This window comes from Agrobacterium tumefaciens, from assembly GCA_025559845.1.
In the GTDB taxonomy this organism is placed as follows: domain Bacteria; phylum Pseudomonadota; class Alphaproteobacteria; order Rhizobiales; family Rhizobiaceae; genus Agrobacterium.
Map to the genome: position 1 here is coordinate 562,796 of CP048469.1, position 18,295 is coordinate 581,090.

Annotated in this window: 17 protein-coding genes; 10 read left to right on the top strand and 7 right to left on the bottom strand. The window is 57.6% G+C overall.

The genetic code is table 11. The annotated features are described in order from the left end of the window. Positions 1–311 precede the first annotated feature (311 nt). The 4 genes from FY156_02700 to FY156_02715 all read left to right on the top strand — a co-directional run bounded on the left by FY156_02700 (position 312) and on the right by FY156_02715 (position 4,253). Positions 312–1,337, top strand: coding sequence for a sulfate ABC transporter substrate-binding protein (locus FY156_02700; GenBank protein UXS00476.1), 1,026 nt, complete (start codon positions 312–314; stop codon positions 1,335–1,337). A gap of 144 nt (positions 1,338–1,481) precedes the next feature. Next, positions 1,482–2,339, top strand: a complete 858-nt coding sequence (gene cysT, locus FY156_02705; GenBank protein UXS00477.1) for a sulfate ABC transporter permease subunit CysT — start codon at positions 1,482–1,484, stop codon at positions 2,337–2,339. Continuing rightward, positions 2,332–3,204 (top strand): sulfate ABC transporter permease subunit CysW, encoded by an 873-nt coding sequence (gene cysW, locus FY156_02710; protein UXS00478.1) that lies wholly within the window; start codon positions 2,332–2,334, stop codon positions 3,202–3,204. Before cysT ends, cysW begins: the two co-directional genes overlap by 8 nt. Positions 3,205–3,215: 11 nt before the next feature. After that, entirely contained in the window at positions 3,216–4,253 is a 1,038-nt protein-coding gene (locus FY156_02715) for a sulfate/molybdate ABC transporter ATP-binding protein (GenBank protein UXS00479.1), read from the top strand. Positions 4,254–4,662: 409 nt separating this feature from the next. Here the strand turns inward: FY156_02715 and FY156_02720 are convergent, their stop codons facing one another. The 4 genes from FY156_02720 to FY156_02735 form a co-directional block, all read right to left on the bottom strand. Next, positions 4,663–5,664, bottom strand: a complete 1,002-nt coding sequence (locus FY156_02720) for a zinc-binding dehydrogenase (protein UXS00480.1) — start codon at positions 5,662–5,664, stop codon at positions 4,663–4,665. Between the two features lie 92 nt (positions 5,665–5,756). Continuing rightward, entirely contained in the window at positions 5,757–7,559 is a 1,803-nt protein-coding gene (locus FY156_02725; protein ID UXS00481.1) for an EAL domain-containing protein, read from the bottom strand. A gap of 311 nt (positions 7,560–7,870) precedes the next feature. Then, a complete protein-coding gene (locus FY156_02730; protein ID UXS00482.1) occupies positions 7,871–8,107 on the bottom strand; it encodes a type II toxin-antitoxin system ParD family antitoxin in 237 nt (78 codons plus the stop codon). A gap of 184 nt (positions 8,108–8,291) precedes the next feature. Continuing rightward, positions 8,292–8,840 (bottom strand): HdeD family acid-resistance protein, encoded by a 549-nt coding sequence (locus tag FY156_02735; GenBank protein ID UXS00483.1) that lies wholly within the window; start codon positions 8,838–8,840, stop codon positions 8,292–8,294. A 166-nt stretch (positions 8,841–9,006) separates the two neighbouring features. Here FY156_02735 and betI point away from each other — a divergent pair, with 166 nt between their 5' ends. The 4 genes from betI to FY156_02755 all read left to right on the top strand — a co-directional run bounded on the left by betI (position 9,007) and on the right by FY156_02755 (position 14,370). Beyond that, positions 9,007–9,627 (top strand): transcriptional regulator BetI, encoded by a 621-nt coding sequence (gene betI, locus FY156_02740; GenBank protein ID UXS00484.1) that lies wholly within the window; start codon positions 9,007–9,009, stop codon positions 9,625–9,627. A 30-nt stretch (positions 9,628–9,657) separates the two neighbouring features. Next, positions 9,658–11,121 (top strand): betaine-aldehyde dehydrogenase, encoded by a 1,464-nt coding sequence (gene betB, locus FY156_02745; protein ID UXS02995.1) that lies wholly within the window; start codon positions 9,658–9,660, stop codon positions 11,119–11,121. Between the two features lie 73 nt (positions 11,122–11,194). Continuing rightward, entirely contained in the window at positions 11,195–12,847 is a 1,653-nt protein-coding gene (betA, locus tag FY156_02750) for a choline dehydrogenase (GenBank protein UXS00485.1), read from the top strand. A gap of 179 nt (positions 12,848–13,026) precedes the next feature. Next, entirely contained in the window at positions 13,027–14,370 is a 1,344-nt protein-coding gene (locus tag FY156_02755; GenBank protein UXS02996.1) for a chloride channel protein, read from the top strand. On the opposite strand, the gene FY156_02760 is transcribed toward FY156_02755, so the two are convergent. Next, positions 14,367–15,116 (bottom strand): DUF3750 domain-containing protein, encoded by a 750-nt coding sequence (locus tag FY156_02760; protein ID UXS00486.1) that lies wholly within the window; start codon positions 15,114–15,116, stop codon positions 14,367–14,369. The two genes, FY156_02755 and FY156_02760, sit on opposite strands and share 4 nt — an antisense overlap. Before the next feature lie 73 nt (positions 15,117–15,189). Between FY156_02760 and FY156_02765 the strand changes: the two genes are divergently transcribed. Both FY156_02765 and FY156_02770 read left to right on the top strand, forming a co-directional pair. After that, positions 15,190–16,188: an asparaginase gene (locus tag FY156_02765; GenBank protein ID UXS00487.1), complete on the top strand. Its 999-nt coding sequence runs from the start codon at positions 15,190–15,192 to the stop codon at positions 16,186–16,188. 139 nt (positions 16,189–16,327) lie between these two features. Further along, the gene (locus FY156_02770; protein UXS00488.1) at positions 16,328–16,948 is read left to right on the top strand and encodes a glutathione S-transferase family protein; all 621 of its coding nucleotides are present in this window, start codon (positions 16,328–16,330) and stop codon (positions 16,946–16,948) included. Positions 16,949–17,002: 54 nt separating this feature from the next. Here the strand turns inward: FY156_02770 and FY156_02775 are convergent, their stop codons facing one another. Continuing rightward, positions 17,003–17,662: a glutathione S-transferase family protein gene (locus tag FY156_02775; protein ID UXS00489.1), complete on the bottom strand. Its 660-nt coding sequence runs from the start codon at positions 17,660–17,662 to the stop codon at positions 17,003–17,005. A gap of 81 nt (positions 17,663–17,743) precedes the next feature. Beyond that, entirely contained in the window at positions 17,744–18,259 is a 516-nt protein-coding gene (locus FY156_02780) for a MarR family transcriptional regulator (protein UXS00490.1), read from the bottom strand. Between the last annotated feature and the right edge of the window lie 36 nt (positions 18,260–18,295).

The window sequence follows — 18,295 nt, forward strand, 5'->3', positions numbered from 1 at the left end:
GTGCCGACCATGTTTCCAGCATGGATCGTTGCGCGTGCCATCGGCCAGTATGCGTCACCTTGTGGGCGAAAAAATCGTCTAAAGTACGATAATATTTTCCGTGAAACGGGCGGAAAATCGCCAAAAATCCGAAATGCTTTTGCATTCAGCAAAGTTTTACACGACGCTTGTTGCGCGTTTCGGTTATGGTGCGCTGTATTTGTTGCCTGCGCAAACGCTGAAGGGAAACACTTTTTCGATCGTATTCGGCCTCATTGACCAACTCTACTGGACCGGTAGAGTTAAGCCATCTTCATCAGGAGGGAATACCGATGACTAAGCTTCTGTCCGGTTTGAGCGTTGTCGCTCTCGGCCTGTCACTGGCTCTTGGGGGCGTTGGTTCGGCTTTCGCGGAAACCAAACTCCTCAATGTCTCTTACGATCCGACCCGCGAACTCTACAAGGAGTTCAACGAAGCTTTCGCCAAGAAGTGGAAGGCAGACACGGGTGAGGATGTTACCATCCAGCAGTCACATGGTGGTTCCGGCAAGCAGGCGCGTTCGGTTATCGACGGCCTTGAAGCCGATGTCGTCACGCTGGCACTGCAGAGCGACATCGACGCCATTGTCGAAAATACCGGCAAGATCGCCAAGGACTGGCGCACCCGACTGCCGCACAATTCTTCACCTTATACCTCGACCATCGTTTTCCTGGTTCGCAAGGGCAACCCGAAGAACATCCACAATTGGGGCGATCTGGTGAAGGGTGACGTTCAGATCGTGACGCCGAACCCGAAGACCTCCGGCGGTGCACGCTGGAACTACCTGGCTGCCTGGGCCTGGGCCAATGAAGAGTTCAAGGGCGACAAGGACAAGGTCAAGGCTTACGTAGCCGAGCTCTACAAGCGCGCTCCAGTTCTCGACACGGGCGCCCGTGGTTCGACGGTGACGTTCGCACAGCGCCAGATCGGTGACGTTCTGCTGGCATGGGAAAATGAAGCCTATCTGGCTGGTCAGGAATTCGGCACGGACGCCTTCGATATCGTCGTCCCGCCAATCTCGATCCTCGCCGAACCGCCCGTTGCCGTCGTTGACGCCAACGTTGATGCAAAGGGCACTCGCAAGGCGGCGGAAGCCTATCTGAACTATCTCTATTCAGATGAAGGCCAGAACATCGCGGCGAAACACTTCTACCGTCCGTCCAATCCCGCCGTGGTTTCAAAGGATCTGCTCAAGCAGCTTCCCGACATCAAGCTCGTCACCATTGACGATCCGCTGTTTGGCGGTTGGGCCAAGGCGCAGCCTGAACATTTCGGTGACGGCGGTATCTTCGACCAGATTTACAAGCCCGCAAACTAGGTGGATGATGGGCTGACGCCAAAGCCCACTCACCGGTAGCAACACCGAAAAAGCTGAGGTTGATCGACCGGACATCGTGCCGGTCGATGCTTTGTAACAAGGCCGGAGAATAACCGGTCCTCTAATCGTATCTCCGGAGCCTTGATGACCAATAACGTGTCCGGAAATAGGTGGAAGTGGCGTCAATCGAGCGTGATACCGGGTTTCGGCCTCACCTTCGGTTACACGGTCTTCTATCTGTTTCTCATTATTCTTATCCCGCTTGCCGGTCTGGTCTGGTCCACAGCAAAACTCGGTTTCTCGGACTTCATCGCTGTCGCCACGGACCGTCGTACTCTGAATGCACTGCGCGTCAGTTTCGGTACGGCTTTTATCGCCGCTCTGGTCAATGCTTTTTTCGGCGTCGTCGTCGCCTGGGTTCTGACGCGTTACCGGTTTCCCGGCCGCCGCTTCGTTGACGCCATCGTCGATCTGCCCTTTGCGTTGCCGACGGCCGTTGCCGGTATCGCGCTGACCACGCTTTATGCCAATCGCGGCTGGGTCGGTTCGCTGTTCGAGCCCTTCGGTATCAAGATCGCCTTCACGCCAACCGGCATCGTCATTGCCTTGATCTTCATTGGCTTGCCTTTCGTCGTCCGCACCGTTCAGCCGGTGATGGAGGAGATTGATCGCCAGGTTGAGGAGGTGGCTGCGACACTCGGCGCCAATCGTTTCCAGACCATCACCAGGGTTCTTCTGCCGAGCCTGACACCAGCCATCCTCACAGGCTTTGCGCTCGCTTTCGCGCGTGGTGTCGGGGAATATGGCTCCGTCATCTTCATCGCCGGCAATATTCCCTATGTTTCGGAAATTGCCCCGCTGCTCATCGTCATCAGGCTGGAAGAGTTCAATTATGCGGGCGCGACTGCGATCGCGACGATCATGCTGATCATATCCTTCGCCATGCTTTTTGTTATCAACCTGATCCAGGCCTGGAGCCGCAAGAGGTACGGTTATGTCTGATACCGTTTCCCGTACCTCGGCCAAGGCCTTCCGTGATCCCGCCAGTGAAAGTCTGCCAGCGCGGCTGACATTGATGGCCGTCGCCTTTTTGTTTCTCGCGGCTTTTCTTGTGCTGCCGGTGATTTCGGTGTTCTTTGAGGCGTTCCGCAAAGGACCGGACGCATTCTGGGAAGCGATCGTCGAGCCGGATGCGCTTGCTGCCATCCGTCTGACGCTGTTGGTCGCGGCTATATCGGTGCCACTCAATCTTGTCTTCGGCGTCGCGGCTGCCTGGGCAATCGCCAAGTTCGAGTTCAAGGGCAAAGCGTTCCTGATCACCCTGATCGATCTGCCATTTTCGATCTCGCCGGTCATTTCCGGCCTGGTCTACGTCATTCTTTTTTCCTCACACAGCGTTCTTGGTCCATGGCTGAAAAGCTATGGCATCGAAATCCTCTTTGCGGTGCCCGGCATCGTGCTTGCCACGATCTTCGTGACCTTCCCCTTCGTGGCACGCGAATTGATCCCGCTGATGCAGGAGCAGGGCAATGGCGATGAAGAAGCTGCCATCTCGCTTGGTGCGTCTGGCTGGCAGACCTTCTGGTATGTCACGCTGCCAAACATCAAGTGGGGGCTACTCTACGGGGTACTGCTTTGCAACGCCCGCGCCATGGGGGAGTTCGGTGCCGTGTCGGTGGTGTCAGGGCATATTCGCGGCGAGACCAACACCATGCCGCTGCATGTCGAGATTCTCTATAATGAGTACAACATGGTGGCAGCCTTTGCTGTGGCGACCTTGCTGGCTGGTCTCGCGCTCGTGACCCTCGTTCTCAAAACAATTCTTGAAATTCGCTTTGGCGCGGGCAACGCAGCCGGCAAGCATTGAAAGGCATCTTCATGGAAGTGAAAGTTTCCAGCATCACCAAGCAGTTTGATCGCTTTCCCGCGCTGAACGACGTGTCGCTCGACATTCGCTCAGGCGAGCTGATCGCACTGCTTGGTCCGTCCGGCTCTGGCAAGACAACGCTGCTGCGCCTGATCGCCGGTCTGGAGCAACCGACCAAGGGCAGCATCTATTTCGGAGACGAAGATGCGTCACACCGGACGGTGCAGGAACGCAATGTTGGTTTCGTCTTTCAGCACTATGCGCTGTTCCGGCACATGACGGTGGCCGAGAACATTGCCTTCGGGCTCAAGGTGCGCCCTTCCGACAAGCGCCCGCCGAAGGCCGAGATCCGCAAGCGCGTATCGGAGCTTCTGGACATGGTGCATCTGTCCGGCCTTGAGAAGCGTTATCCGAGCCAGCTCTCCGGTGGTCAGCGTCAGCGCGTTGCGCTTGCCCGTGCCGTCGCCATCGAGCCGAAGGTCCTGCTGCTCGATGAACCCTTCGGCGCGCTTGATGCCAAGGTGCGCAAGGAACTGCGCCGCTGGTTGCGCGAGTTCCACGACCGCACCGGCCACACCACAATTTTCGTCACCCACGATCAGGAAGAGGCACTGGAGCTGGCTGACCGCGTCGTCGTCATGAGCCAGGGCAAGATCGAGCAGGTCGGCACTGCTGACGATGTCTACGACACGCCGAACTCGCCTTTCGTATTTTCCTTTATCGGTGAATCCTCCAACCTGCCGGTCTCCGTGCGCGGCGGCCATATACTCTTTCAAGGCGAGCATATCGGTATCAACGAAAGTGGAGAGGCCGAAGGGGATCTTTTCTTCCGGCCGGAAGACGTGGAATTGACGGATGACAAACAGGCGCTTTATGGCAAGGTAACCACCTGTCGGAGACTTGCCGGAACGCGCATTGCCGAAATCGATATCGCCAATGCCGGTCACGAACCTTACCACCTTGAGATTGAAGTTCCGCTCAACGCCGCTGTGGCCGTTGGGGCTGAACTGCGCTTTCGTCCGACGCGGTGGAAGGTCTTCCGCAAATAAACAGCTGAGGTGAGACCGCGATTGGCAATATTGCAGCGGTCTCCACTTTCTCAAACAGGTGTTCCGTCAGCCCATTTCTTGGGCGTAGGAGAAAGTTTGGATCGTGACTGGTAAGGATTGAAGCCCGCTGCCGGACTAGTCACTTTGGTGAAAGCCGAGATAAACGGAAAATGGAAAAGGGCCGCCTGAGGCGACCCTTCCATGAGTTTGGTCTTCTTTCAGACCCGGGACTGTTTCTCAACGTTCCGAAGGTAGAGGGGTATTAAACCGAGGGCTGCCCCGGCGAAACCGCACCCTTTCCATTGCCTGAACCAAAGACCGAAATCTCATTAGACATTGGATCACCTCCTTCTAGTACGTTGAACATAACTCGAAGGTAGTACGATTCCTGGCGAATGCAAGTCTGTCGTCACGAAACTGTCATCACGATTTTGCCGACGTGATTGCTGCTTTCCATCAAACGATGCGCATCGGCGACCTCTTCCAGAGTGAAAACCCGATTGATGACAGGGGCGATCTTGCCGCTTTCAATCAGCGGCCAGACCTGTTCGACCAGCTCGTCGCGGATCGCCCGCTTCTCGTCTGCTGTACGCGGCCGCATGGTTGACCCTGTCACCGTCAGCCGTTTGACCATGATTGGCGTGAGGTTGATTTTCTCGGTCACTGCGCCGCCCAAAAAGGCGATGATGGACAGGCACCCGTCCTTTGCGAGTGAGGCGATGTTCTTTTCGAAATAGGCTGCCCCGATCATGTCGAGAATGACGTCGACACCCTTGCCATTCGTCTCCGCCTTTATGACGGTCGCGAAGTCCTCATCGCGGTAGTTGATGGCCCGTTTGGCGCCCAGCTTTTCGCAGGCATCGCATTTTTCCTTTGAACCCGCCGTGGCAAAGACCTCAGCGCCGAAGGCCTTGGCGAGCTGGATCGCCGTCGTGCCGATACCGCTGCTGCCCCCGTGGATCAGAACCGTCTCGCCTTCCGTCAGGCCGGCCATCTGGAAAAGATTGGCCCAGACGGTGAAGAATGTTTCTGGCAGCGCCGCAGCCTTGACCGCGTCGTAACCCTTGGGGAAGGGCAGGGCCTGTCCGGCCGGAACAGTGCAATATTCGGCATAGCCACCGCCATTGGCCAGCGCGCAAACCTTGTCGCCAATCGCAAACTCATCAACGCCGTCGCCGAGTGCCACAACCTCTCCGGCGATTTCAAGACCGAGGATCGGGCTTGCATCCTTCGGCGGAGGATAGGTGCCTTGCCGCTGGGCAACGTCAGGCCTGTTGACGCCAGCCGCCTGCACTTTCACGAGAATTTCTCCGGCACGTGGAGACGGCAACGCACCTCTGGAAAGCTGCATGACGTCGGGACCACCATGGGAGGGGAGGTCAACGAAACGCATGGTGACGGGCAGGGTCATGGCGGGTTCCTTCGTGCGGGCTGGTTCTCTGGTGGAGTTCCGACCCTAAGGGACGTATCCCGCTTATGGAAGAAGACCCTTTGTCGCGAGTGTCATTTTGTCTCGCCAAAACTGCGCAGGACAAGCCCGCCGTCGTCTTCCTTCGCCGCTTTCTTGATTGCCGCAATCTCGCTGCCGATCCGCTCCGGATTGGCCAGTACCAGGCCCTTGGGCAAAGTCAGAACGCCGATCGAGCAGCGCAGCAGAGAGAAATCCCGTTCATTGCCATGGCGATCCTGGCCCTTCATGCGGCCTGCTTCGCGATCTTCCGGGGAATAAAGTTCTGCCACATCGTCGTGGAAGTCGCTGAGCAGCCGTTCAAGGATTTCGGTCAGTTCCTCCACGGTCCAGTCGCGGACGCCGATGAAGAAGTCGTCGCCACCGATATGGCCCAGGAAGCAGTCTCCGGCGAAGAAATAACGTCGTATCAGGGCGGAAAACAGGCTGATGGCGTGGTCGCCGGCGTGAAAACCGTATTTGTCGTTAAACGGCTTGAAGTTATCGAAGTCGCAATAACAGAAGAACCGGGTTTCGTCGCCGTCGCTGCAACTGTCGGCAATGAATCCCCCGATGGCGCGGTTGCCGGGAAGGGCGGTCAGCGGGTTCTGGTCTTGCGCCATCTTCAGTTGTTTTTCATTGATGACCTTGATCAGCGAGGCAGCGGAAACGACACCGGCATAACGCATGTTTTCGGTCAGGATTACGCAGGCGCTTCCGCCCATGCTGGCAAACATGTTCATCAACTGGTCGGCATTTGCATCCAGTCCGACGATGGGCGCACCATCGACAAAGTGCGAGATCGTGCGCTCATACATCTTGTTTTTCAGAAGATCGCGGCCGAACGGCTGATAGATGTATTCTTTCAGGTGATATTCATTGATGACGCCGCGCGGTTCTCCATTTGCATTGAGAACCGGAAAGAACGCCTGTTGCGGGTTCTTGCGGAAAAGTTCGAAAACGCTGTCGACGCTGTCATGTTCGTAGACCGTGGGAAGCCGTTCGATTTCGCGGCGGATCAGAATCTCGTCGAGCGTCTGGCTGCTGCGACGCGAGACGCCGATGCGGTTGAGATGCGGAAAACTCTGGGGAAGTTCACTTGTGAAGACGGTCGGTTTGGCAATCAGCCATCCCTGCACCAGATCGACGCCGTACTCGCGGCACGCGAGGAATTCGGCTTCGGTTTCGATGCCTTCGGCAATGACGCGAACGCCGAGAACATGAGCGATATTGACGATGTTGCGGACGAGATGCTGCTTGCGTGGATGGTGATCGACGCCACTGATAAAATGGCGATCGATCTTGAGATAATCGAGCGGGAAGTCACACAGGAGTTTCATCTCGCCGTGGCCCGCGCCAAAATCGTCGATTGCCAGCTTAAAACCTTCGCGACGCATGCGCTCGATCAGTGCCTTGAACTCCGGCACGCTGGTATTGTCGAAACGTTCTGACAATTCGAAGCAGATCGACGAGGCCGGGATGCCCGCCTTGGCGAGATTGTCGACCAGCCTGTCGAGAATGCTGTCACCGTGACGGATCATTCTCACGTCAAGATTGAGGAAAAGCGTGGCAGACGAAAAGTCGGGCAACGTCGAGAACTTTGCCAGGGCTCTGCTTGCCAGCATCTGCTCGAAGTTGATCAACTCACCATCTTCCGCGGCCTGATCGAGCAATGCCAGCGGGCTGGAAAAGCCGAGGCGATCATAGCCGCGCATCAGCGACTCATAGCCGAAAATCGTGCCTGTTGTTGCTTCGACAATGGGTTGAAAGGCGGTTTCCAGTACCAATTTGGCCATTGGAAACATCTGCCCGGAGGCAAAACGCCGGATGACCTCTTGTTCAAACGTTGCCGCCGGCATCGAATTTTCTCCGCTCCTGTCGTTCCTTTCCGTGCCGTTTAAGGTGTTGATCAGACCTGGCTTGGAAGGACGTAATTTCTTTTGCGGCGAATGATGCATTGCAGCAGTCAACAAAAGCTTTCAGCTATGTGAAGCTTTTGTGAAGGTTGTGGCGGGTTGTAGAAATCTTGCGTGAGACAACGAAAAAGCGGTCGCTTTTCGTTAACCAAGATACAGAGATCTGGAGTTGCGTACCCTGACGCGTCTGCGTAGACGCGCCGATGTTTCAGGTTCGCAGGCTTTTCGTGCGTCGGGACCTGGCGATGATGGTCTCAGGCCCGGTGGATGCGAACCGTGTGTGCCGCGTAAAGTTCTGCGACATTCAGTCTTTCCTTGTCGGACTCATTGTCCGACACGGATTTTGCGCCAGCGTTCTGTGCCGCAGACGCTGCCCACAGTCTCAAGGCAGCTCTGACAACTTCGCTGCCGGATGCATATTCGCCGCAGTCCACGGCGTCGCGCATTCTTGCTGCCTGTTCCGGGGAAATGGATACTGTCACCATTGGCATGATATCTCTCCCTGTTTTCAGCGGCCATTTTTCAGTTCATTCGTCTGGCGCCGCTTCCAGCGAAATTGGTATCACCGTCTATAATACCACGAAACGCGTCCCATACCCAATTTGCAGTATATTGTGGTTTGGTTTTTCCCTTTTCGGCAAGCTGGCGGCACGTTTGCGCCGCAGCTGACATATCCTATTCGCGAATTGCAAAAGACAGTGCAATGAGGGCCCATCCCTGCATGATCAGGTCGATGGCCAGAAACAGCCCGAGCACCCACAGGCTATTGACCGGCCAGCCGGCCGCAATCACGAGGCCCGCAAGGGCGGTCACAACACCGGCTGCGGTGATCCAGCCCCAGCCTTTGGCCGGTTTCAGCCTGAAGCCGACGAAGATGCGGAAAACCCCGGCAACAACAAGGGATATCGCCATCAACAGCGTCAAAACCGCCGCCGTCAGGTCAGGATTCTGGAAGGCGATGACACCAGCTACAGCATAGAGCAGGCCGCTCAAGACCCAGAAAACGGCATTGCCCCAGCCTTTCACCTGAAAGGCATGAATGAGTTGCAGGACGCCGCCCATCAGCATCATGACGCCGACATAAAAGACCGATGCGACGGTCGCGACCAGAAGATTACCGAGTGCGATGACGCCGAATGTCAGGAGAACGAGGCCGAGCGCCAGAAACCATCCCCACTTTGCTTTCAGCGGCGAAAATCCGAGCGGATTGAGACTGTGTGTCATCTCTCTGTCTCCGGAATTGGTTGGGAAACAAGCTATCACGATTGCTGGATAGCGCAACGCTGATCCCATAGATTTGATCTGGCGCAAACAGGGAACCAAAATGGCGCATTTTTTATTGATTGATGAGTCAATCAAGAATAATTTGCCACCCATCAAGGAGAACGAGATGCCAAAGATCGGAATGGAGCCGGTTCGAAAGAAGGCGCTGGTTGACGCCGCGCTGCGGACCATCGGCCATCACGGATCGCTGAATGTCACGATGTCTGATATCGCGCGCGAGGCGGGCGTATCGGCCGCATTGGCGCATCATTATTTCGGTAGCAAGCAGCAGCTTCTTCTTGAAACCATCCGCAGTCTGCTGCGTGACCTGCGGCGTGATGCCGTCGCAGCGCTTACCCGCGCCTCCGGGCCGCGAGAGCGTCTGAGTGCGATCATCCATGTCTCTTTCCAGAGTGACCAGTTCAGCCCCGAGGCTGTGGCCGCGTGGCTGGCATTTTATGTCGATGCCCAGCGTTCGGAGGAAACAAGGCGGCTTCTGGTTCTCTATGCCCGTCGTTTGCGCTCCAATCTTCTGTCCAGCCTGAACAGGCTTTGCCCGCCTGACGATGCCGCGCGCATCGCCGAAGGCGCCGCCGCGCTGATTGACGGTCTCTACATTCGCCACAGCCTGCGGGCGGCTCCGCCCGCCTTCTCATCCGCACCTGCACTCGTCGAGGATTACTTCGATGTGCAGCTCAAACCATTTCTGGAAGGGCGCCGCTCAAAGCCGCCTGTCCATCTTCTTTAAGGAGTATTCGACATGACTACGGACAAAGCCCTGCGGGCACAGCCGAAAGCGTCCCATTTCATCGATGGTGTCTACGTTGAGGATACGGCTGGCACGGTCATCGAGAGCGTCTTTCCGGCCACAGGCGAAGTGATTGCCAGACTGCATGCCGCAACGCCTGCCATTGTCGAACGTGCTATCGCATCCGCCAAGCGGGCCCAGAAAGAATGGGCGGCATTGAGCCCGACGGCACGCGGCCGTATTCTCAAGCGCGCGGCTGATATCATTCGCGAGCGCAATGAGGCGCTGTCGGAACTGGAAACGTTCGACACCGGCAAGCCCATTCAGGAAACCATTGTTGCCGATCCGACCTCCGGCGCGGACGCTTTCGAGTTTTTCGGCGGCATTGCGGCCTCGGCGTTGAATGGCGATTATATTCCGCTCGGCGGCGATTTCGCCTACACCAAGCGCGTACCGCTTGGCGTCTGCGTCGGTATCGGCGCGTGGAACTACCCGCAGCAGATTGCGTGCTGGAAAGCTGCCCCCGCACTGGTGGCCGGCAACGCCATGGTGTTCAAGCCCTCGGAAAATACGCCGCTCGGTGCGCTGAAGATTGCCGAGATATTACTGGAAGCCGGCCTGCCGAAGGGGCTTTTCAACGTTATTCAGGGCGACCGCGACACGGGTCCGCTGCTGGTCAATCATCCCGATGTCGCCAAGGTTTCTCTGACTGGTTCTGTGCCGACAGGCCGCAAGGTTGCTGCTGCCGCTGCCGGCCACCTCAAGCATGTCACGATGGAACTTGGTGGCAAGTCGCCGCTGATCGTGTTCGACGATGCCGATATCGAAAGCGCCGTAGGCGGCGCTATGCTTGGCAACTTCTATTCCTCCGGCCAGGTCTGCTCCAACGGCACACGTGTGTTCGTGCAGCGAAAGGTAAAGGAGCGTTTTCTTGAAAACCTCAAGAAGCGCACCGAGGCAATGGTGCTCGGCGATCCCCTGGATTATGCCACGCACCTGGGACCGCTGGTCTCGAAAGCCCAGCAGGAAAAGGTGCTGGCCTATATCGAAAAGGGCAAGGCTGAGGCGGCAACGCTCGTCACCGGCGGCGGCATTCCCAACAATGTTTCGGGCGAGGGGTTTTACGTTCAGCCAACCGTCTTTGCAGATGTGAAGGATGACATGACCATCGCGCGCGAGGAAATCTTCGGCCCGGTCATGTGCGTTCTCGATTTCGACGATGAAGACGAGGTGCTGGCCCGCGCCAATGCCACCGAGTTCGGTCTTGCCGGCGGTGTTTTCACTGCCGATCTCGCTCGCGCCCATCGTGTCGTCGATCAACTCGAGGCGGGTACGTTGTGGATCAACACCTACAATCTGTGCCCGGTAGAAATTCCTTTTGGTGGCCTGAAGCAATCCGGTTTCGGACGTGAAAACTCGGCCGCCGCGCTTGATCACTACAGCGAATTGAAAACCGTATACGTCGCAACCGGCAAGGTTGAGGCGCCATACTGAGGCCAGGCGCTCCCCTGCTAAGGGAGTGCACGCGCGCCACGAACCCTCGGCAGCATATTTGAAAGCAAAAGAGATGCAGCAGGCAGATTTCGTTATCGTTGGTTCGGGTTCGGCAGGCTCGGCCATGGCCTATCGTCTGTCGGAAGATGGTCGCTATTCCGTCATCGTGATCGAAGCGGGTGGGTCGGATTTCGGCCCCTTCATTCAGATGCCTGCGGCCCTGGCATGGCCGATGAGCATGAAGCGGTACAATTGGGGTTACCTGTCCGAACCGGAGCCGAACCTCAATAATCGCCGTATTACCGCGCCACGCGGCAAGGTCATCGGCGGCTCTTCGTCGATCAACGGTCTCGTTTATGTGCGAGGCCATGCGGAGGACTTCAATCGGTGGGAGGAACTCGGTGCGAAGGGGTGGGCCTATGCGGATGTCCTGCCATACTTCAAGCGCATGGAGCACAGCCACGGCGGCGAAGAGGGCTGGCGCGGCACGGATGGTCCGCTGCATGTGCAGCGCGGACCGGTCAAAAATCCACTTTTCCATGCGTTCATTCAGGCCGGTTCGCAGGCCGGTTTCGAGCTGACGGACGACTATAACGGCTCCAAGCAGGAAGGCTTCGGCCTGATGGAGCAGACGATCCACGACGGTCGCCGCTGGTCTGCCGCCAATGCCTATCTGAGGCCGGCGCTGAAACGTGGCAATGTGACCTTGGTCAATGGCTTTGCCCGCAAGATCGTTATTGAAAACGGCCGTGCAACGGGTGTCGAGATCGAGCGCAAGGGCGTGGTGGAAACCATCATAGCGACCCGCGAAGTTGTCGTCTCGGCCTCGTCGTTCAACTCGCCCAAGCTCTTGATGCTGTCTGGCATCGGACCGGCGGACCACCTGCGGGACATGGGCGTTGAGGTAAAGGTGGACAGGCCAGGTGTCGGCGCCAATCTTCAGGACCATATGGAGTTCTATTTCCAGCAGGTATCGCTGAAGCCGGTCTCCCTGTATTCGTGGCTGCCCTGGTTCTGGCAGGGCGTCGCAGGGGCGCAGTGGTTGCTGTCGAAGGGCGGGCTTGGTGCGTCAAACCAGTTTGAGGCTTGCGCATTCCTGCGGTCGGCAGCCGGCTTGAAACAGCCGGATATCCAGTTCCATTTCCTGCCCGTCGCAATTTCCTATGACGGCAAGGCGGCGGCAAAGAGCCATGGTTTCCAGGTGCATGTCGGCTACAACCTGTCGAAATCGCGGGGTAACGTCACCCTTCGTTCTTCCGATCCGAAGGACGACCCCGTCATTCACTTCAATTACATGAGCCAACCGGAAGACTGGGAAAAATTCCGCCACTGCGTGCGTCTCACACGCGAAATCTTCAGCCAGACGGCGTTTGACGAGTTTCGCGGTCCGGAGATCCAGCCGGGCGAAAAGGTGCAGTCCGATGCGGAAATCGATGCCTTCCTGCGCGAACACCTTGAAAGCGCCTACCATCCCTGCGGCACGTGTAGAATGGGCGATCGCGACGATCCTATGGCGGTTGTTGATCCGGAATGCCGGGTGATCGGCGTTGACGGATTGCGTGTGGCAGACAGCTCCATTTTCCCGCATGTGACCTACGGAAACCTCAACGGCCCGTCGATCATGACCGGCGAAAAGGCGGCTGACCATATCCTTGGCAAGCAGCCATTACCGCGCTCCAACCAGGAACCGTGGATCAACCCACGCGGGGCCATCAGCGATCGGTGAATATGCCATGACCGCCGGTGGATTGGCCCATTTGCAGAGCCCGCCGGGAATATGATGATGCGGTTCAGGGCTGTGCCGTATCGCGCGGCGCGGCAAATGGAACCTTGCAATCCCTGCCGCAGAGGCAGATAAACAGGCCTTCCCGCCTGACATTTGCCAAAAATCCGATCTGGACCGCCATGCCTGTCGACTACAAGAAGATGAAAATGCTCCGCCGTTCCCGCGTTGTCTGGGGCTCCTGGCGAGTGTGGAAACCTCGGGCGGTTTTCTGGTTTGGGGCTTTGGCGGTCGGTGTGATCAGTGTGGGCTTTGCCTGGTTGGCAGACCGCGCCCAGCACCTGTTCTTTGCCGCGATATCATCTGGCGAATGGGCGTTTCTTCTGCCGCTTCTCATCACGCCACTCGGTTTCACGCTTTGCGCCTGGCTTGCCTTCACGGTCTTTCCGAACGCAGGCGGTAGCGGGATTCCCCAGGCGATCGCCGCACGACATTTGCGGGATGATGAAGACCGGTCGCGGTTGCTGTCACTCAAACTTGCTTTCGGCAAGATCGTGCTAACGGTCGCGGGGCTGCTCTCCGGTGCATCGATCGGGCGCGAGGGGCCTACGGTTCAGGTTGGCGCCTCGATCATGCTGCAGGCGGCGCGTTGGGGTGGAATGGCGCAGGCGAGGGGATTGATCCTTGCGGGCTCGGCGGCGGGTATTGCGGCAGCCTTTAATACGCCGCTGGCGGGGATTGTCTTTGCTATTGAAGAGATGAGCCGCACCTATGAGTCCCGCGCCAACGGCCTTGTCCTGACCGCCGTCATCCTCTCGGGTCTTGCATCTCTCGGGCTCGTGGGTAGCTACACCTATTTCGGAACGAGTTCCGTTCTGGCTGAAACGGCAAGAGACTGGGCTCTCGTTCTGGTCTGCGGCATCGGTGGCGGCGCTCTCGGAGCGCTGTTCAGCGCCGGCGCCCTGCGGATATCACAACGTATCCGCCGCTGGGCACAGGCCATGCCCTTGAAGCGCATGCTCACGGCCGCCGCGATCTGCGGTCTGGCGTCCGCCATGATCGGCATTGCCACTGGCGGGGCGACATTTGGTACGGGCTATGAGCAGGCCCGTGCGGCGATCGAAGGTGAAGCAGCGCCGGCCTTCTTCTTCATCGAAAAGCTGGCGGCGACATTTCTTGCCATGATGTCGGGTATTCCAGGCGGCATCTTCGCGCCGTCGCTCTCCGTCGGAGCCGGTTTTGGCAGTACGATTGCCGCCCTGCTCGGAACGAGCATAGGCCTTGGCGCAATCGTCGGGATGGCCGGATATTTTGCCGGCGTCGTGCAGGCGCCGATGACGGCTTTCGTCATCATCCTCGAAATGACCGGCAACCATGAAGGGGTGATCCCAATCATGGCTGCGGCGATGCTGGGATATGTCACCTCGCGTCTCGTGTCCCGCGAACCGCTCTATCACGGCCTTTCGCGCGTCTTCATCGCCCAGAGCATCCGTGCGAAACGGGCCGCACGGGCTACCGAGACTTAACCATCGGCTGCAACGCCGAAGTAACCGAGCCCTGGAACCTTGATGCCGGGTCTGGCAAAATCGATGCCGGCGACCAGGCCAAGGAAATTCACCTCGAAGCCGCTCCGCACGCCTGCCGAGATGCCGAACAATCCGCCGAGTGATATGCTCCCATCCTTCCAGTCATCGGCAACATGGACAAATTCGCCATTCGGCAGGTAATCGCGGCCCACGGCGTCAGGCGGCAGGACGACGCCAAGCTCTGGAACGCTCCGCAACACGTGGGCGACAAAGGTGTTCGAGTTGGGGCCTGGGTAGATGCGATAACCACCCGGCTTGCCATAGGGATAGTCGGCAATCGCCTGCTCGATTTTTGGGATCAGGTCTTCCGCAGCTTTGCCGTGGATCGCCACCACCTGCCGAGGCATGTTTGAGTACCAGTAGGCGTCGGCTGCGTAGTTGTTGTGCCGGATCGGAGTGCCCCATCCGACCTTGTCGTAACGATCGTAGGAATTCGCTCCCGGTTTTTTCAGCACGATCCACGCGTGGCTGGCGACCGAACCCTTGAACCCGCCCGTCATCGCAGAAAACACATAGACCGCCGCTTCCCTGTCGGCTTTCGCGTCGGGAAGAGTACCGGAAGAAGACCACCGCGCTTTGCTCCATCCCTGCGGATGGTCTTTCATGGCCCACAAGCCGGCAGAGGCCAGTGCTGGCAGGAGGTAGATGACGGCAATTGCCAAGAGAAGGCGTTTTGCAAATTTCACGTTCAGCCCCGTGCATCGGAAAATCAATTGCGGTATCAGCGAGATAGATTCCGGATTTTTTGAGGCTTGGAAAATGAACAATTCCGTTACCGTCGAAGTCACGCGCGGCAATCTCGTCGAAAGCCGCCATCACGGCCTGGCTATTGTAGTGGATGGCGACGGTGACGTGTTGTTTTCCGCTGGCGATGTCGATCGTGGCGTTTTCCCGCGTTCGGCCTGCAAGGCCATGCAGGCGTTACCTCTGGTGGAAAGCGGCGCGGCCGACGCTTATGGCTTTGGCGATCGTGAACTGGCGCTCGCCTGTTCCTCTCATTCCGGGGAGGATGAACATGTGGCGCTTGCGGCCAGCATGCTTGCGAAAGCAGGACGGGACGTCGAAACGCTGGAATGCGGAGCGCATTGGTCGTCCGATCAGAAAACGATCATCCACCAGGCTCGTACGCTGGAGAAGCCGACGGCGCTTCATAACAATTGTTCTGGCAAACACTCCGGTTTCATCTGCACCTGCTGCCATACCGGAACCGATCCGAAGGGTTATGTCGGTTACGATCACCCACTGCAGCGCGAGATCCGTGCCACCATGGAAAGTTTGACGGGTGCCACATTGGGTGAAGACAATTGTGGCGTCGACGGTTGTTCAATTCCGACCTATGCGGTTCCGCTGAAGGGGCTGGCTCATGGCTTTGCAAAGATGGCGACAGGCAGCGGACTTGAAGCCGGACGCGCCGCAGCGTCTCGCCGCCTGATGGATGCCTGCATGGCGGAACCGTTTTATGTGGCCGGAACCGGCCGTGCCTGCACGAAACTGATGCAGATTGCGCCCGGACAGATTTTCGCCAAGACGGGCGCAGAAGGTGTCTTCGTAGCAACAATGCCGCAAAAGGGCATTGCCATGGTTGTCAAATGTGAGGATGGCACGACGCGTGCCGCCGAAGCGATGATCGCAGCCCTTCTGGCAAAACAGTTCGAAAACGACAGTACCGAACAGCTGGCTTTGCTCGCCATGGCAAACCGTTCGATGCGCAACTGGAATGGAATCCACGTTGGCGATATCCGCGTCGTTGGTCTCTGAGAGAGTATATTGACGCAAGCTGGTTGAAGCTTGATGATCCTCCGATGTGTGTGAGGTGGCCGCTCGAAAGTCGCCCGAACACATACGTTCGCCTCAGTTCTCGCGGCGAGCGTCTTCATTGTCCGGAGGTCGCCCATCCATGTTCACATTGTTTTTCTCTCCCGGTTCCTGCTCACGCGCCAGCCATATCGTGCTTGAAGAATCGGGATTGCCTTATAAGGCGCAGCGCGTCAATTTCGCCGAAGGCGAACAACGCTCCGAAGCTTTCCTGACCATCAATCCAAAAGGCCGTGTTCCCGCACTCGTAACGGCAAGTGGCGTGTTGACTGAAACGCCTGCCATCCTAGCTTTCATCGCCCAGATGGCACCGGAAAAGAAGCTTGCGCCGCTGGATGACCCCTTTGAATTCGCACGCATGCAGTCGTTCAATGCCTTTATTTCATCCACCGTACATGTTGCCCACGCACATGGACGGCGCGGTAGCCGCTGGGCAAATGAAGAATCCTCCTTTGCCGACATGAAGGCCAAAGTGCCGCAGACCATGACCGAGTGTTTCGAGTTGATCGAGAAAGGCCTGTTGCATGGGCCCTGGGTTCTCGGGACAGCCTATTCGGTCGCTGATCCCTACCTCTTCGTGATGTCGGGCTGGCTTGAAAGTGACGGCGTGGACATAGCCCGTTTTCCGAGGGTGCACGACCATTTCAAGCGCATGAGCGCAAGGCCTGCTGTTCAGAGGGTTCTGGTCGCCGAGAAGGCGTGAAATTGTTTTGGCGCCGTTACCCCGGCGGGGTAACGGCAAATAAAGGCTGATATGTTAGGCCGCTTCGGCCGAACGTGAATCCCACATGGCCTTGAAGGCGGTACGGTCCTGGCAGCGTTCCAGCCATGCTTTTAGCGCCGGATGCGCTTCGAACAGACGGGCATGTCCCTGTGCGTAACGCACGATCTCGGCGGCGTTGAGGTCTGCCACGGTAAAGCGGTCGCCAACCAGATAATCATGTTGGGAAAGATGCTGCTCCAGCACGCGGAAGGGGCGTTTCAGCAAACGTCCGGCAACATCGATGACGGCCTTGCCGGAATCGCTGTCGCCGAGGCCTTCTGCGATTGCGGAAGAAATCTTCAGAGAATTGCTTTCGATCTCGGTGGCCGCGAAGAATGACCACTGCAACATGGCCGCGTCTTCCTTCAGATCGGCGGGCGCAACCGGCCCACCATATTTGCGCGCGAGATAGAGGTTGATGGCCATGGATTCATAGAGAACCATGCCGTCATCCTCTATGCACGGAATGGTGCCCATCGGATTGATCGCGAGAAAAGATGGAGACAACGTGTTGAGTGGCGCATCGGCAGCCAGCGGGTCAGAGAGGCGGCGTGCCTGTATGACCGGCACATGTTTGAACTCTATGCCCAGTTCGCCTGCGAGCCAGAGCGTGCGTGTCGCACGCGAGCGGTAGACACCGTAGATCGTCAACATCGAAGTAACCCTTTTACCTTTTCGATCGCGGCAAGTTAGGGGCTCCGCAACCTAAAGTGAAGTTGTCGAAAGCGTCGTGGATTATGATTTTTTCTGATCTGTGGACGCCTCGGCGTCGGGGGAAAGACGGCTTTCGAAACGACCTATGAATTTGTCGAACAGGCGGGCGAAAGAATCGATATCCTCTTCCGACCAGCCGTCCATGACGTCCTTCACGATACCCATCTTGGTATTGCGCATCTCTTGCAGCAGGCTCCTGCCCATTGGTGTTATTTCGATGATGCTGCGGCGGGCGTCCTCTTGTGAAACAGCGCGTTTCAGCAGGCCACGACCAACCATATCAGCCACCACCCGACTGCCGCGTGACGGGTCGATACGCATGCCCTCGGCAATCGAGCCGACGGTCACTTCACCTTGCGCGCGCTTGAGAATATCCAGTACGTCGATATGCGAGAGTTCGAGACCGGGAGCGAACTTGGCAAGCGCCATGCGTCCGATCATGCGTCGTCCAATCATGATGCGCATGCGCGTCATTGTGTTGCCGATACGGATGATGTTTTCGGGCATGTCCTCGTTCCAGTCTTCGTCCTTCGCCACGCTCGACCACATCCTTTCCACGTCAGTTTCAGATCA